Annotated in this window: 18 protein-coding genes and 1 tRNA gene; 4 read left to right on the top strand and 15 right to left on the bottom strand. The window is 40.0% G+C overall.

What is annotated here, in order from left to right:
- Positions 1–3 precede the first annotated feature (3 nt).
- The 10 genes from CSP5_RS08510 to CSP5_RS08470 all read right to left on the bottom strand — a co-directional run bounded on the left by CSP5_RS08510 (position 4) and on the right by CSP5_RS08470 (position 5,023).
- Complete coding sequence (locus CSP5_RS08510; protein ID WP_148690141.1) at positions 4–411, bottom strand: hypothetical protein; 408 nt, start codon at positions 409–411, stop codon at positions 4–6.
- A 3-nt stretch (positions 412–414) separates the two neighbouring features.
- Positions 415–774 (bottom strand): hypothetical protein, encoded by a 360-nt coding sequence (locus CSP5_RS08505; RefSeq protein WP_148690140.1) that lies wholly within the window; start codon positions 772–774, stop codon positions 415–417.
- Positions 767–949: a hypothetical protein gene (locus CSP5_RS08500; RefSeq protein WP_148690139.1), complete on the bottom strand. Its 183-nt coding sequence runs from the start codon at positions 947–949 to the stop codon at positions 767–769. The genes CSP5_RS08505 and CSP5_RS08500 overlap by 8 nt, the downstream gene beginning before the upstream one ends.
- Before the next feature lie 33 nt (positions 950–982).
- The gene (locus CSP5_RS08495; protein WP_148690138.1) at positions 983–1,612 is read right to left on the bottom strand and encodes a helix-turn-helix domain-containing protein; all 630 of its coding nucleotides are present in this window, start codon (positions 1,610–1,612) and stop codon (positions 983–985) included.
- A 64-nt stretch (positions 1,613–1,676) separates the two neighbouring features.
- Entirely contained in the window at positions 1,677–1,901 is a 225-nt protein-coding gene (locus CSP5_RS09815) for a hypothetical protein (protein ID WP_172399452.1), read from the bottom strand.
- 37 nt (positions 1,902–1,938) lie between these two features.
- Positions 1,939–2,193 carry a hypothetical protein gene (locus tag CSP5_RS08490; protein WP_148690137.1) on the bottom strand — a complete coding sequence of 85 codons (255 nt, stop codon included), beginning with the start codon at positions 2,191–2,193 and terminating at the stop codon, positions 1,939–1,941.
- A 9-nt stretch (positions 2,194–2,202) separates the two neighbouring features.
- The gene (locus CSP5_RS08485) at positions 2,203–2,730 is read right to left on the bottom strand and encodes a hypothetical protein (protein ID WP_148690136.1); all 528 of its coding nucleotides are present in this window, start codon (positions 2,728–2,730) and stop codon (positions 2,203–2,205) included.
- Positions 2,731–2,773: 43 nt separating this feature from the next.
- Positions 2,774–3,415, bottom strand: a complete 642-nt coding sequence (locus tag CSP5_RS08480; protein WP_148690135.1) for a hypothetical protein — start codon at positions 3,413–3,415, stop codon at positions 2,774–2,776.
- A 194-nt stretch (positions 3,416–3,609) separates the two neighbouring features.
- On the bottom strand, positions 3,610–4,902 hold the full coding sequence (locus CSP5_RS08475; RefSeq protein WP_148690134.1) for a site-specific integrase: 1,293 nt from the start codon (positions 4,900–4,902) through the stop codon (positions 3,610–3,612).
- 49 nt (positions 4,903–4,951) lie between these two features.
- A tRNA-Ala gene (locus CSP5_RS08470) sits at positions 4,952–5,023 on the bottom strand.
- Positions 5,024–5,178: 155 nt separating this feature from the next.
- Here CSP5_RS08470 and CSP5_RS08465 point away from each other — a divergent pair.
- Positions 5,179–6,714, top strand: coding sequence for a DEAD/DEAH box helicase (locus CSP5_RS08465; RefSeq protein ID WP_148690133.1), 1,536 nt, complete (start codon positions 5,179–5,181; stop codon positions 6,712–6,714).
- Positions 6,715–6,785: 71 nt separating this feature from the next.
- Here CSP5_RS08465 and CSP5_RS08460 read toward each other — a convergent pair whose 3' ends face one another.
- Positions 6,786–7,739: a replication factor C small subunit gene (locus CSP5_RS08460; protein WP_148690132.1), complete on the bottom strand. Its 954-nt coding sequence runs from the start codon at positions 7,737–7,739 to the stop codon at positions 6,786–6,788.
- A gap of 93 nt (positions 7,740–7,832) precedes the next feature.
- Here CSP5_RS08460 and purN point away from each other — a divergent pair, with 93 nt between their 5' ends.
- Positions 7,833–8,429 carry a phosphoribosylglycinamide formyltransferase gene (gene purN, locus CSP5_RS08455; RefSeq protein WP_148690131.1) on the top strand — a complete coding sequence of 199 codons (597 nt, stop codon included), beginning with the start codon at positions 7,833–7,835 and terminating at the stop codon, positions 8,427–8,429.
- Here purN and CSP5_RS08450 read toward each other — a convergent pair.
- The 4 genes from CSP5_RS08450 to CSP5_RS08435 all read right to left on the bottom strand — a co-directional run bounded on the left by CSP5_RS08450 (position 8,412) and on the right by CSP5_RS08435 (position 10,822).
- A complete protein-coding gene (locus CSP5_RS08450; RefSeq protein ID WP_021790362.1) occupies positions 8,412–9,371 on the bottom strand; it encodes a CPBP family glutamic-type intramembrane protease in 960 nt (319 codons plus the stop codon). The genes purN and CSP5_RS08450 overlap by 18 nt on opposite strands.
- A gap of 292 nt (positions 9,372–9,663) precedes the next feature.
- On the bottom strand, positions 9,664–10,173 hold the full coding sequence (locus tag CSP5_RS08445; protein ID WP_077076904.1) for a GNAT family N-acetyltransferase: 510 nt from the start codon (positions 10,171–10,173) through the stop codon (positions 9,664–9,666).
- A gap of 4 nt (positions 10,174–10,177) precedes the next feature.
- Entirely contained in the window at positions 10,178–10,507 is a 330-nt protein-coding gene (locus CSP5_RS08440) for a hypothetical protein (RefSeq protein ID WP_021790364.1), read from the bottom strand.
- A gap of 99 nt (positions 10,508–10,606) precedes the next feature.
- The gene (locus CSP5_RS08435; protein ID WP_021790365.1) at positions 10,607–10,822 is read right to left on the bottom strand and encodes a hypothetical protein; all 216 of its coding nucleotides are present in this window, start codon (positions 10,820–10,822) and stop codon (positions 10,607–10,609) included.
- 50 nt (positions 10,823–10,872) lie between these two features.
- Here CSP5_RS08435 and CSP5_RS08430 point away from each other — a divergent pair, with 50 nt between their 5' ends.
- Both CSP5_RS08430 and CSP5_RS08425 read left to right on the top strand, forming a co-directional pair.
- Positions 10,873–12,288, top strand: coding sequence for an RtcB family protein (locus CSP5_RS08430; RefSeq protein ID WP_021790366.1), 1,416 nt, complete (start codon positions 10,873–10,875; stop codon positions 12,286–12,288).
- A 7-nt stretch (positions 12,289–12,295) separates the two neighbouring features.
- Positions 12,296–13,303: an amidohydrolase family protein gene (locus CSP5_RS08425; RefSeq protein WP_021790367.1), complete on the top strand. Its 1,008-nt coding sequence runs from the start codon at positions 12,296–12,298 to the stop codon at positions 13,301–13,303.
- Positions 13,304–13,325 lie beyond the last annotated feature (22 nt).

The following is a 13,325-nucleotide window of genomic DNA, read 5'->3' as shown; positions in this document are numbered from 1 at the left end:
TGTCTACCTTTTGACAATGTACTTCCTGTGCACGGAGAGTGTTATGGTGTGTTGCTCGATCCTCACCGTCCTGGTTTCCACGAGATACAGCAGGATAACGGCACCGACAACAGCCCCCAGAATCACAGAGTATGTGAGCCCCAGAACCAGATAAAGAAAATACAGGGGAGCCAGGACAAAAATAGAAAATATCGCTATGAAGATGAGAGCAACGATTGCATAGTAGATCAGAACAACGCCTCCAACAATAACTATCAGGAATGCTGAAGCTGCAAGAACCATCAGGAATGCCTTTCCCGATACCAGCCACTGAAGGAGCATTGGCCAGAATGTGGGGTCAAGGAAACCCGCAATAATCATGATCAGCGCCATGGCGGGAAACACCTCAGTGAACAGATCTTCGGCTTCCATAATTCACCTCTGTGCCCTGAATCTCCTGTTAGGGGTGAGCGTTGCCGATATCGAGGCTTCTTCACGCTTGAATATGAGACCACGTCTTGTAATCACAAGGTCCATGCTCAACACGGGGTTAGACTCATATTCTACATAACTAATATCGGGATTCCGCTCCATGAAATCCCGTATGGCTGCTATCTGCCTCCGGTCTTCGATTTCGTATTGATTCACGGTGTTCTCAATGATTGTCTCCTGGAGTCTCTCTATTGTGCCCTTCTTTCGGGGATTCGCTATCTCATAACGCACAATCTCCGGTTGGACAGTTCCTGCGTATTCTGGCTCGTTTTCACCCAAAATTACTCTCTGCCTTCTACTCATTTTCTTTCTCTCCATGGAAGAAAGCTAGCCAGGTCTGGGCTTTCGCAAGCAATTCCTCACCTGTTACGCTGTCCGGCTCAGAAAGCAGTATTTTTGACAATGGATGCGAGGGAAAATTGCGCACAAAAGCTACTTTAACTCCGGAAATATCAATCTTTCTGGCGTGCTCTCCCATGCTTAACGATGGCTTTCAGGATAATACGTCGATTTACACTGGATTACGACGGTTGTCTGCGGCATCATGAAGTCTGGAAAAGTCCTCCACGGTCAGAGGATCGAACATATCAACCTCATCCGAGTAGGAATATCCGCATCCGCAGTCGAATCTGATGGCAAGGTGCCTGATTGTTACATCTATGTGCAGATCGTCATTCACCACGTATCTTGCGGCCCTGTTGCCGGTTATATCGGCAATAAGAGGCCTGCGGCGGCCGCATTCCGGGCATATCACATTGCCACCGGAATTCCTGAACCTGACTATGAAATAAAAGTGACCCTTCTCTATCAGCTTCCAGAAGAGCATGGGGTCCCTTTTGATCATATGGGTGTATATTTCCTCGGACCTGGTTCTGAGCTCTACCCTTCGCCTATCTTTTTCATCCTGAATTCTGTCGATGAAGTTTCTCTTTTTGAGCCTTTTAATGGCTTTATCGATCCACTCGTGCTTGAGCTCGTTGGTGGAAGTAATCTCATCCTCCATTTTGTCTGAAAACATCATGTATAAGTCTGTGGTGTAAGTCCTCTCAAAACTTCTTTCTCTGTCCTGAATGGTCCTCAGCACCATCTCCGCATTCTTATCTTCGGGAAGGCGGTAATCTATGGGCGTAGAAAGAAGCACAATTCTAGAAAGGCATTTTCATTATAGCCTTTCCGTTGGGCATCCTGCAATTTAGTCAGGAGTTTCAGAAACCAAGGCTATCTTGGTCTCTTTCATCCTCAACACTAATGCCATTTGATGAGATGGACAATGCAACAAAATGGGCACTGTTTCCAATTACATAAGCTATGTCGAAAAGATAGAGATAGTTAGAGACATTCCTTGTGTAGAATGCAAGGACATTGACTATAAGTGTCACGATAGAGACTAAAATGACAAAGAGCAAATGATGTGGGTATTTACTCAGCAATTGGATTTACAGCTCCTTGAATGCTCACTTTAACACCTTATTCTCTTTTCTGTTTCTTGCCAAATATCTCGTCTGTCCTCTGTCTGAGTTTACCACTTCGTGCACCGGTGAGTACACCTATTGTCAGGAGAATGATAGAAATTAGGAAAGCTAATCCTCCGTACAGAAAAGTATCTGCCAATATTGGACCGTTAGAATGAAAAATTGTCCCTATAGCTAAAACAATAAGAGAAGCGAAGAACAGAAAGGTACCCACGGTCATTACTTTGTTTATCGGATGAAATTTAACCATTTTATCATCTCATTTATAGTCATTTTTGAATTTCTTAATGAATTCGAGCATTTGCTCCTCTTTCGCTCCATGTTTTCCGACGTAGTTGTAAAAGCCCTCCTCATCTAATTCACCGCTAAGGTATTTATTCGCCGCTTCGTTAAGCATTCTAGAATATTTCGTTGTCCCATATGGTTTTCTTATGAACATGTTAGTGTATTCTACAGTCTTACCATCCGGTGATTTCACCGCCCCAGGCAGATCAGAAAGAATGTCGTGGTCGGATTTCCACATTCTTGTGCCCTGAATCCTATTTTGTCTCATCACTCTTGTAAAGCCTCCTGATCCGATTGTCCCAATAATCGGATTTATTCCATAATCACGTGCCTTAAATATGCCATACAGGAGAACTGACAGGCCAATCCCAAAGGGGACGAAGAATCCAAGGAAGGACCCCCAATAACTGTAAATTAGAATTTTTGGATATCTGAGAGAGACTACAGTATCAACAGATATTATTGTGATCCCAACAACGATTAACGCAAGTCTGTATCTCATAGAACTACCTCGCTATATATATGGGTGTAACTATTTAAATACATCATAGAGAACAACCGATTGCTTTCTCGCATATATAATCTGCACCAAGTTCACACGCTACGTGAACGCCAATATCTACTACCGTTTGAAGGACAACATCGCAAATAGATGCCACGACTCCAAAACAGACGACATAAACAATAGGGTCTTCTATGAATTCCAGGCATACAATACCCGATGCCTCCTCGCAAGCCAAGTCCTCAGAAACTCCATCTGCGAGAAGTGTACAGAGCACCGTTCCAAGAGCATGGCAGATAAGACACTCGATGGTATTTGGGTCCGATTTTATGTTCGAGAGAGCGACATCTTGGTTAGCAGTCGTAACCCTGCCGTTCGAGTTCAGTCCGCTTCCCTCAACATGAACAATTTTCTTACCGTTGATTGTGTCAATGTACTTTGTCCTGAATTTATTGGTTATTGTTTTTCCGCTATGCTGTATTACGTATGTAATCGAGGCATTTGATGAAGTTTCTCCTTCGATAATGTACTTCCAGTTAAGGATCGCTCCAGGGCCCTCTTTAAATTGCACAACCGTAACTCCTTCGGTTACGTTTGTTGCTCCCACCTTATAGGTCTCTGTGTGTGGCACGCTTATTTTGGTAATCTTCCTCCCCTTTGCGTCAAAACAATTACTGCAGCTCATAATTTATGAATAAAATCATGTTATAAAAATGTTGACCCTATTAACTAGGGCGACATAAGAGCATAGAAATGATCGCAGGCTTCTGCTTTTATCAGTTTAGCTAATCGAATTATATTTATTACCTTCACGCATAATGCGAACAAGAGCCTATAACTCTATCTAACTTCATTTATCGAAACCCCTAGATAGCCCAACTAAAACGGCATTTTCATTATAGCCTTTCCGTTGGGCAGAACTGCCTGGAACTCGTATCCTTCGCTCAGGAGCTTCTCTATCTCATTCATTGGAACAAGCCTCTGTTTCGAGCCGTTGCTGGCCATGGCTCCCGCGACCTTGTCCCTGAGTAGCTTCTGGAAGTCGTCGCTGCTTATGTCGGTGAGATCCATTTTGTCAATCTCCTCCGGTTTGTAGCCAACTGCTGATAGGAGTTGCTGCTGCAGATACAACCGGGCCTTGTCCTCCTCAAGCTCGCTGTATCTGGTCTCAAGGAATTTCGTGCTCTTCCTGTATGCCTCCCTCATCTCCTCAATTACATCAGGAGGTAGTAGCCGTTTGTTCGTAGAGTATCGGGCTTCTATGTCTCCCTTGTGGCCCATGATGAACTGTCTCCATGGATGGGATATCAGGCCCTTTGCCTCTGCAATATCCAATGCCGTTGAGAAATACGCTCTCAGGACATATGGACGCATCTTCAGGCCTGAGTTTTCTATTGCTTCCCTTATATCCCTGGTAACAAGAGTGGTTCTCAGGAATGCGTTCTTCTTAACTCCTCTGACATCGAACTGCAACAATGGAGACTCGTAGGTCAGCTCCTCGCCCAGCTTCCTTCTCTCCTCAAGATATTCCTTTATGTAGGTTGCGCCTTCTTCTCCGATGAAGCTGAAGTACTGATGCCTTGCCTTGCTCAGCTTGTTCTTCACCACAATCATTGCAGGAGTCTTTTCGAACTGTATTTCATCAGATATACGTAATTCTTTGATGTCGCCAAGTTTCAATCCGTCTGTGCCTTCGTAATCTCCCAGGGATTCCGGTCTGAGGCCTGAAAACGCTATAATGGCTATGGCAACTCTCCCTCTTGATGTGGCTTTCCTGAGTATTCTACCCAGTTCTTCCTTGCTTGGAACTCTCTCGTTAACGATTGTCGGTGTTTCGTTTTCCCCGGATATGTTAACGGTTAACTGCAAACCAATACCGTTAAACTTCAGCCAAGAGATAATGACCTTCTTGAATCTCGCTATGTATGATCCTGCCTTGCCTTCCTTTTCCATCCTCCTGACAAAATCCGTGAATTCGTACCTGAAATCCTTCTCGCTGGCGCTTGCTTTATTCAATATGCCCTTTGGATTTGTGTGGGTAAGCTCACAATAGTGGCCCAGATTCCTCAATGCAACTGTCGCAGTAAGAACCGACTTTGCCCTGAGGTTCTCGTACCACCTTCTCACATCATCATCAAGAAGCAGTTCCTGGTACTTCGGCTGCATGGTCATGAGAACATAACGGGTGCCGGGATAAAAAGTATTCGATTAATAGATTAAATGGACCGGTCGGGATTTGAACCCGAGGCCTCTTGCTTGCGAAGCAAGCGATCTACCCCTGATCTACCGGCCCTTCATTCAGCATTTAATCAAAGTTATTATAATTTGTAGTCAGTTTTTATCATAAAATATAGCATATCAAAGTGGTTCTATACCAATTAAAAACTGCCACATACTTGGCACAAAGGAAGGAAAGAATATTTAAATCTCTCAGGATGTACCTGAGGAATGGACGAAGACATACCAGAATTTAACGATCTCAGGCCAAGACCATATCAGGTAGAAGCATATAGGAAAGCACTGAGATCAAATCTTTTACTGATACTCCCAACCGGACTTGGAAAAACTTTAGTTTCTGCCATGCTGGCATATACATACATTAAGCAAAACAAAAAAGTCATTATGATTTCACCCACAAGGCCACTTGTTGACCAGCATTTTCAGACTATGACGAAGCTATTTGAAGGACAGAATATCAAAATAAGAAGCCTTACGGGGCATGACCCTGTGGATAAGAGAATGAGTGAATGGGCAGAAGGACAGTTCATAATATCAACTCCTCAGACGGTGGAAAAGGACATTAAGCGTGAAATAGTTTTTATGAACAATTTTTACCTTCTCATTGTGGATGAGGCACATAGGGCAACTGGTAACTATGCCTACGTTAACGTGGCTAAGGAATTTCACAATCTACCCGACAGGAGAATCCTTGCAATGACCGCAAGTCCAGGCTCTAAAAATGAGAAAGTTGACGAGATCAAGGAGAATCTGAAAATTAATAGTGTAATGATCAGAACCGATGAAGATCCTGATATTGCTCCTTATGTTAAGGGTTCGGACACAGAACCCGTTTTCATAAGGATCAGCCCAGAACAGGAAAAGTGTATTTCACTTCTCAGGGAAACCAAGAAGGATTTTATGGACCAGATCCAGAAGAAATTCAGTTATGTTAAGAAAGGTGCATCAAGATCAGAGATGAGTGAATACATTCGTGATCTATCAAAAAGGGCAACTTCTGGAGACAAGTCATTATTTACATCCATTCCATATTTTACCGCAGTAATCAGACTTGATGTGTTGATGGAATACATAGAAACACAGGGGATAGAAATAGGAAATAATTATTTGCAGGAAATGGAAAGTTCAGAAGATAAGTCTCTGATCAGGACCCTGAACCTGTGGAAGAGAAATTCGACATTTCAGCAGGTGGAAACACTTATTAAAACAGCCTCAGAAAATTATGAAAACCCTAAATTCAAAAAAGTTAAGGAAATGGCAGAACTTCTAATAAAGGAACATCCAGAGTCAAGGTGTCTGGTATTCACACATTACAGGAAAACATCAGAAATTCTTTTGAAGTATCTGGAAGAAAATTCAGCAACCATTAGGGCAATCAGGTTTGTTGGCCAGGGAAACAGGGAAGGAGATAAGGGAATGTCTCAGAGTTCTCAGAGGGAAGGTATAGATAAATTCAAAAATGGTACCTATAATGTAATGCTTGCGACCAGTGTGGCAGAAGAAGGTCTGGATATACCGTCAACAGATCTTGTAATATTTTACGAACCAGTTGCGTCAGAAATAAGAACAATCCAGAGGAGAGGAAGAACAGGTAGGTTCAAGGCTGGAAAGGTATACATACTGATATTCAGTGGAACCAGGGATCAGGCATACTATTATTCCAGTCAAAGAAAAGAAAAGGTAATGGTAACAAGAATGAAGAAGGACATGGATTCAAAGAGAAATAGAAAAATTGACGAATATTAGGAATTTGGAAAATTATCAAGCCGGGCAATCCATCTAGATATAATCTACATGGACATCCTTAGTATAAATCCTCATAGATTTTCAGTTGACAGCTTGCACATCCTTGCTACAAGATAGTCTAACTGTATATTATCAGAACCACCCTGAGCCAGCCTCAGTTCAACTTCTGCAAGAGCCATGAAACTTTCTCTCTTTATTATTGGTGATGTTTGTTCTCTTGATATTAATTTATGAAGCGCCTTTATAATATCTATGGCGGAAAATCCCTTATCCACTATGAGACCTGTAGAAATCCTTGAAGCCTCAACAAAATTCCCATGCCTCATGTTGCTTAAAAGTGGCACAACCTCCTTTTCATCTATTGACCCTGCCACATCGAAAACATCTTTTACTGTGGGTTTCTCTATAAAGCTTATGGACTGTAAAATATTTACTGCCTTTCTCATATCGCCATCAGAATTTTCAAAAATTGCCTCAAGTATCTCTCCATCTACTGGAAGTTTCTCTGTGTCGGCAATTTTCTTAAGGGCTTCTACCATATCTTCTAATGATATCTTTCTAAATCTTACAATAACGCATCTCGATTGTATGGGTGGAATTATACCAGAACTGTAATTGCATGAAAATATAAACCTCACATTTTTGTAATATATCTCCATCGTTCTTCTCAGGGCTGCCTGAGCCTCTGGCGTTAACTGATCTGACTCGTCAAAGAAAACAATCTTGAATTTCCCATCAGTTATTGATCCATTTCTTGCAAATTCCTTAACATCATTCTTTATAACGTCAATGCCTCTATCATTAGATGCGTTAAGCTCAAGCAGGTGATCTCTCCAGTTTTCTCCCAGCATCTCCCTTGCAAGACAGAGAGCCATTGTTGTTTTTCCCACACCTGGTGGACCTGCAAAAATAAGATGGGGCATCTCTCCCGACTTGATGAAACCTTCCAGCATCTTTACTGTTTCTTTCTGACCAGCAACATCGCTTACCTTTTCTGGTCTGTATTTCTCAATCCAGATTTCCATCCATTCCTTATCACATATCACACATATAAACTGAACGAATGATTTCCATTCAAATAATGGTCATTCTTTTATTTAAGGGATAATTACCACAATATGAAAGGAAAATCCATAATAGTTTTTGCCTCTGGCTCCGGTACAACATTCAGTGCAATACTAGAATATTCACACAGAAAGGATTCATCTTTCAATGTGGCAAGCCTTGTTTCTGACAGAATGAAATCAGGGGCTGTAAGTATAGCCAAAAACAATGGTGTGGAAATCATAGAATATAACTCAGAAACTCCAAGGATTCTTAAAAAGAAGAAACCAGACATGATAGTCCTTGCAGGATTCCTTAGGATAATAGAACCATCTCTTCTGGCGGCATTTCCAGATCGAATTGTAAACATCCATCCTTCTCTTCTTCCATCATTTGGAGGAAAGGGTTTCTATGGAATCAAAGTGCATAGAGCAGCCATTGATTATGGGGTACAGTACAGCGGCTTCACAATCCACATTGTGAACAGCGAAGTTGATCGTGGACCAGTAATTTTTCAGTATGCTGTTCCTGTTCTTGCAGAAGATTCCCCTGAATCTTTACAGGAAAGAATTCATAAATACGAACTACAATACTATCCAGCAGTAATCCAAAGTATGCTCAAAAATAACTTCAAAATAGAGAAAAATAGATTTTTACTGAACCTGTATTGAAGGTTCCTCATTTCCTTCCATTTTATTCTTTGTATACCTGATAATTATGAGAATTATGGTGATGATTGCACATATGAAAACCAGTACTATCCCGATTATTATTGGAGACAGGGCTGCACTTCCATATGGCAGTATATCAACTGTAAATGTACCGTCGAATAAGAAATGCATTGGAATGTCCACAAATGGACCAAAGATCATGAATCCAATAGCAAAGGCAAATCCACCAAGAGCAGCCTGAGGTATTTTAGAAAGACTCCAGTCTCCATATGCATAATGGGCATATCCGAATAGAATGCTGGTTCCAAAAATCATTATCCAGTCGTACAGGTCAAGTTTTCTATGGAATTTCTTCATCAGTTTCCCCGGAACAAGAAATACCTCCCAGATTTTGTAATCTCTTTTCTGCAGATAATATCTTATTGCCAGATAGATACCAATAGGAAGAATCCTGAATTCAAGTTCTTCCACAAAAGGAGCATAAATTAGTTGAAAATAAAAGAAGACGGGTTCTGTATTCTCAATTTCAGTGATCCCCTTTGCACTGATTGGGGCTCCCAAAGCATCCTGAAACAGAACCAGAACTATAGATAAAAAGTATATGAGTGAGCCAATGCCAGCTATATAACCAATTGGAGAATCAAGGGGATTTTTACCTCTATGATTTGCGGTAGTCCTGTAATTATAGTAGAAAATATACAGGTATAGTGCAAAAAGGACACCAATACCAGCAAAGAATGGAATAGGGAGATACAGGGAGAGAATATTCTTCGGTGGATAGTAAAAGTAGACAAACATATTCTTCAAGGTTATGGATGATGCTACCATCCCACCGTGTATATATGTGTAACTGAGAAGTTCACTCATTCCATATAACATAAGCACGGTCATGTCTGCAAAAAATATCAGAAATAATATATCTGACTTTCCGAACGACCTCATTATTAGTACTGATCGCTTTAAGGGTTTAAATCACTTTCCACAGTCTAAAATGAATTGCTCCCGGTTTCTAATTTTAAATTTATATGGAAAAAATTAGTAGAATTTAAGGTTTCCTTCAACTTATAACACCATATTCCGTAGCCTGTTATCCTAAATAATAAATCTATCTCCATGATCAGCGGATACCTATAAATCTCTGAAAACATTAAACAATTCTAAAATCATTGATCATCTTTTTGTTGTTCTTCTAAATTGTAAGTTCTATTCAAAACGTCATAATCCTTTAGGGTTCCTATTCTTTATGCTCCATGGGATAAATGGTCATTAATATGTCGTCAACATAGCTATTTTCAACCAGAAATTGCCCTTTTCTCTGTCCTTCTAAAGTAAATCCTAACTTCTTATAGAGTGATATTGCATTCTCATTTGAGGAAAATACTTCCAGATTCAGCTTTATAATTCCATTCTCTCTGCACCACTTTATTCCATTCTCGATCATCCTTTTTCCTATCCCCTTTCCCCGATGTTCAGAAACAATCGCAATTCCAAGGTTGGCCGTGTGTCGATTTTTCTTATAAAAGCCTCTCTGTATATTCATGGTTCCAACTATTTCCCCATTAAAAACGGTTACAAGAGTAAGATCATCGGGGTTTCGCAATATATCCTTTTGTCCTCTTTCTGTGTAAAGATATATCTCGCTTACGAGGTATATTTTTTCACTCATTACGTTCTGCATGCACTTAATGATGCCAGCTGCATCAGACGGAACGGCAACTCTTATTTCATAGGAGTTTTCTTCCATTGATTCACTTTCTTCCCACAAGTGATTTGTTTATCTCATCTTCAAGTGAGTTCATGTCTTTCAGGATATCTCTGATACCATCCAGAAGTTCTTCCTTCTTTTCAACAAAATCTGGTGTAATGATCGCTCCGTCCTTTGATGGTATTATAATGCCATCCTTTTCAAGGACTCTCAGGGAATACCTTATTTTATGATCAGGCAGACCTGTGAGTTGAGAAATTTTGATAATTCCTGAGGGTTGTTCTCTCATAAGAGATTCAATAATACTAATATGCCTTTTTGCGGTTTCCAGCGCATCCCGCAGTTCCTTAAATACGTTATCTCCAATTGCCACAATAATCCATCCACAATCATTAAGGAATATTAATTCTTATTTAGAAAAAATATAATTTCCTTTTTAGGCAAAGTGATAAGTAGATTTTATAAAGAATTTTCATGGATAAATTATTTTGCCCTTGTCTGAAACACTCTGTTCTTTTCCTATCATAGACCTTATTATCTTCTCTCTTTCTGCTATATAGTCATCAAATTTTTCTGGAGTATTGGAGCGGGCCCTTATTCTAATTGCAGTATTTCTTAGATATATCTCCAGACGAAGCTTGAATGAAAAGTCGGCCTCAAGTGTTTCAACTTCCAGGATATCATCCATATGATGTTAATATTTCACTGTTTATTAAGTATTATTAAATATCATCTGGGATGGGACTGAAAGTTAGTAGAGAAAAAGATTTTTCCTATTTAATAAAAGATGGTCATTCAATCGCCAGAGTCATAGGTACAGAGAATATAATAAATCAGGCAATGGGAACTGAAGCTATTACACAGCTCCTCAACATGGCAGAACTTCCAGGAAAGATTGGTATACCTATTGGTCTTCCTGACATTCACCAGGGATATGGGTTCCCAATCGGGTCTGTTATTGCATTTGATTCTGATAACGGGATCGTATCTCCAGGCGGGGTAGGTTACGACATCAACTGTGGGGTTGCATTGATGAATACCGGGATGGACAAAAAGACATGTAGATTGCATATTAAGGATATATTAAAAGAAATATTCAACCAGGTACCTGTAGGTATGGCCAGAAGCAGAAATAAATTATCTAGGAGAGATATTGAAGCTATAACTTCTGAAGGGATTCAGTGGTTATATTTCAGGGACATGGCAACAGAGGACGATATAAATAAGACAGATTATAATGGATCTATATTTGGCGCAGAACCAGCGAACATTTCGGAAAAAGCTTATTCACGGGGAATGAACTTTTTTGGAACACTCGGATCCGGAAACCATTTCATTGAATTACAATTCGCAGATCAGATCATTAACAGTGAAATTTCAGAAGAATTTGGAATTCATAAGGACATGGTATATGTAATGATTCATACCGGTTCAAGAGGTCTTGGACATCAGGTGGCAACAGATTATATTCAGAAAATCAGGGATCTGGATCACAACAAACGTCTGAAGGACGCCCAGCTATCATATATGGAATTGAGCAGCAGGGATGCTGAAAGATACATTTCCGCCATGAATGGGGCTGCGAACTATGGATTCGCAAACAGGCAAATGATCATAAGTCTAATTAGAAATGCACTAAAAAAAGTGATGGGGAATGAGTTCGTGGAAGATGAGTCAGAACTGGTTTACAATATATCACATAATATTGCAGCTTTCGAGGAGAATGATATCGAAGGGAGGAGACAAAAGGTTCTTGTTCATAGAAAGGGTGCTACAAGAGCACTCCCTCCAGAATCTACATCCGGTTATTATGCTGGAATAGGACATCCTGTAATTGTTCCAGGAAGTATGGGGACAGCCTCATATGTACTGAGAGGAGTAGGAGGAAACAGCAAGATTTCATTCTCAACCAGCTGCCATGGTGCAGGGAGAGTTCTGGGAAGGAAGATGGCCAAAGAAAAACTATCTCCAGAATTAATTGAAAAAGAGCTTGAAGCATTGAAGATTGAAATGAAGTTTGCAAGTACTTCGGCGCTCACTGAAGAGGCACCAGAGAGTTACAAAAATATAGATGAGATATATAATTCCATAGTAGGTGGAAAAATTGCAGAGGGAATCGCAAGACTGAAACCGATTGGGGTTATAAAGGGGTGAATGTGAGATGACAGAATACAGAGGAACTTTCTATTTAAACGGAGAATATAAGAAAGGCATTTATTATACCGACGAAAAGATATTTGAGGAGAACGAAAATATAAAGGAAGAAGCTTTCTATATTACAAAACCAATTAATGCCCATACGCACATTGGAGACTCATTCATCAAGGACGAACCAACCGGATCGCTCGAAGAAGTAGTTGGCCCAGGTGGGTTCAAGATTAAAAATCTAAAAAATGCTGGCAACCCAAAAATAATAAAGGAGATGAAAAACACCATTTCATATATGAAGAATATTGGAACAGGCAGTTTTTTTGACTACAGAGAAGCTGGATCAAAATCTATTGAAACATTAAGGGCAATAAGGGAGGCTGAGCCAAACGCTATAACGCTTGGAAGACCAGAAAATATTGAAGATCTTGAAACAATCAAGGATATAATACAGGGAGTTGGGTTTAGTGCAGTTTCTGATGATGATAATGATTTAATTATATCAATAGGGAAAAAAGCAAAGAAAATGGGGCTCATAGTGTCAATTCATTTTAGTGAAAATAGGCAGGAACCCATAGGGCCATTATATGATCTCAAACCGGACCTTCTGATTCACTGTACAGCCCTGAAAAAAGATCAGCTTATTCCACTGAAAGAAATCACTGATAATATTGCAATAACACCAAGGTCAAATTATTTTTTTAATATAAGACCGGATTACAGTGTCTTTGTTGAAAGTGGCTTTAAACTCATGCTTGGCACTGATAATGTAATGACTGTCAATCCAAGTATCTTTGAAGAAATGGATTTCCTTTATAGAATACAAAAAAATACCAGCAGAATCTCGCATGAAGACATAATGAAAATGGCGTTTGAGAACCCATATAACTTCCTCAAGCAAATGAACATAAAAATTCAAAAGAAATGGCTTAAGTTCAGTGGAAAAATTCCAACGCCATATCAGATAGTAACCAAGTTTCATCTTATGAATCCTGTAGAAACTACGGAAATAGAACTTTAAAAGGAATGTTTATAAGTATGAG

Origin of the sequence: Cuniculiplasma divulgatum (genome assembly GCF_900083515.1) — an archaeon.
Taxonomy (GTDB): domain Archaea; phylum Thermoplasmatota; class Thermoplasmata; order Thermoplasmatales; family Thermoplasmataceae; genus Cuniculiplasma; species Cuniculiplasma divulgatum.
This window is presented reverse-complemented; position numbering and strand designations above follow the sequence as displayed.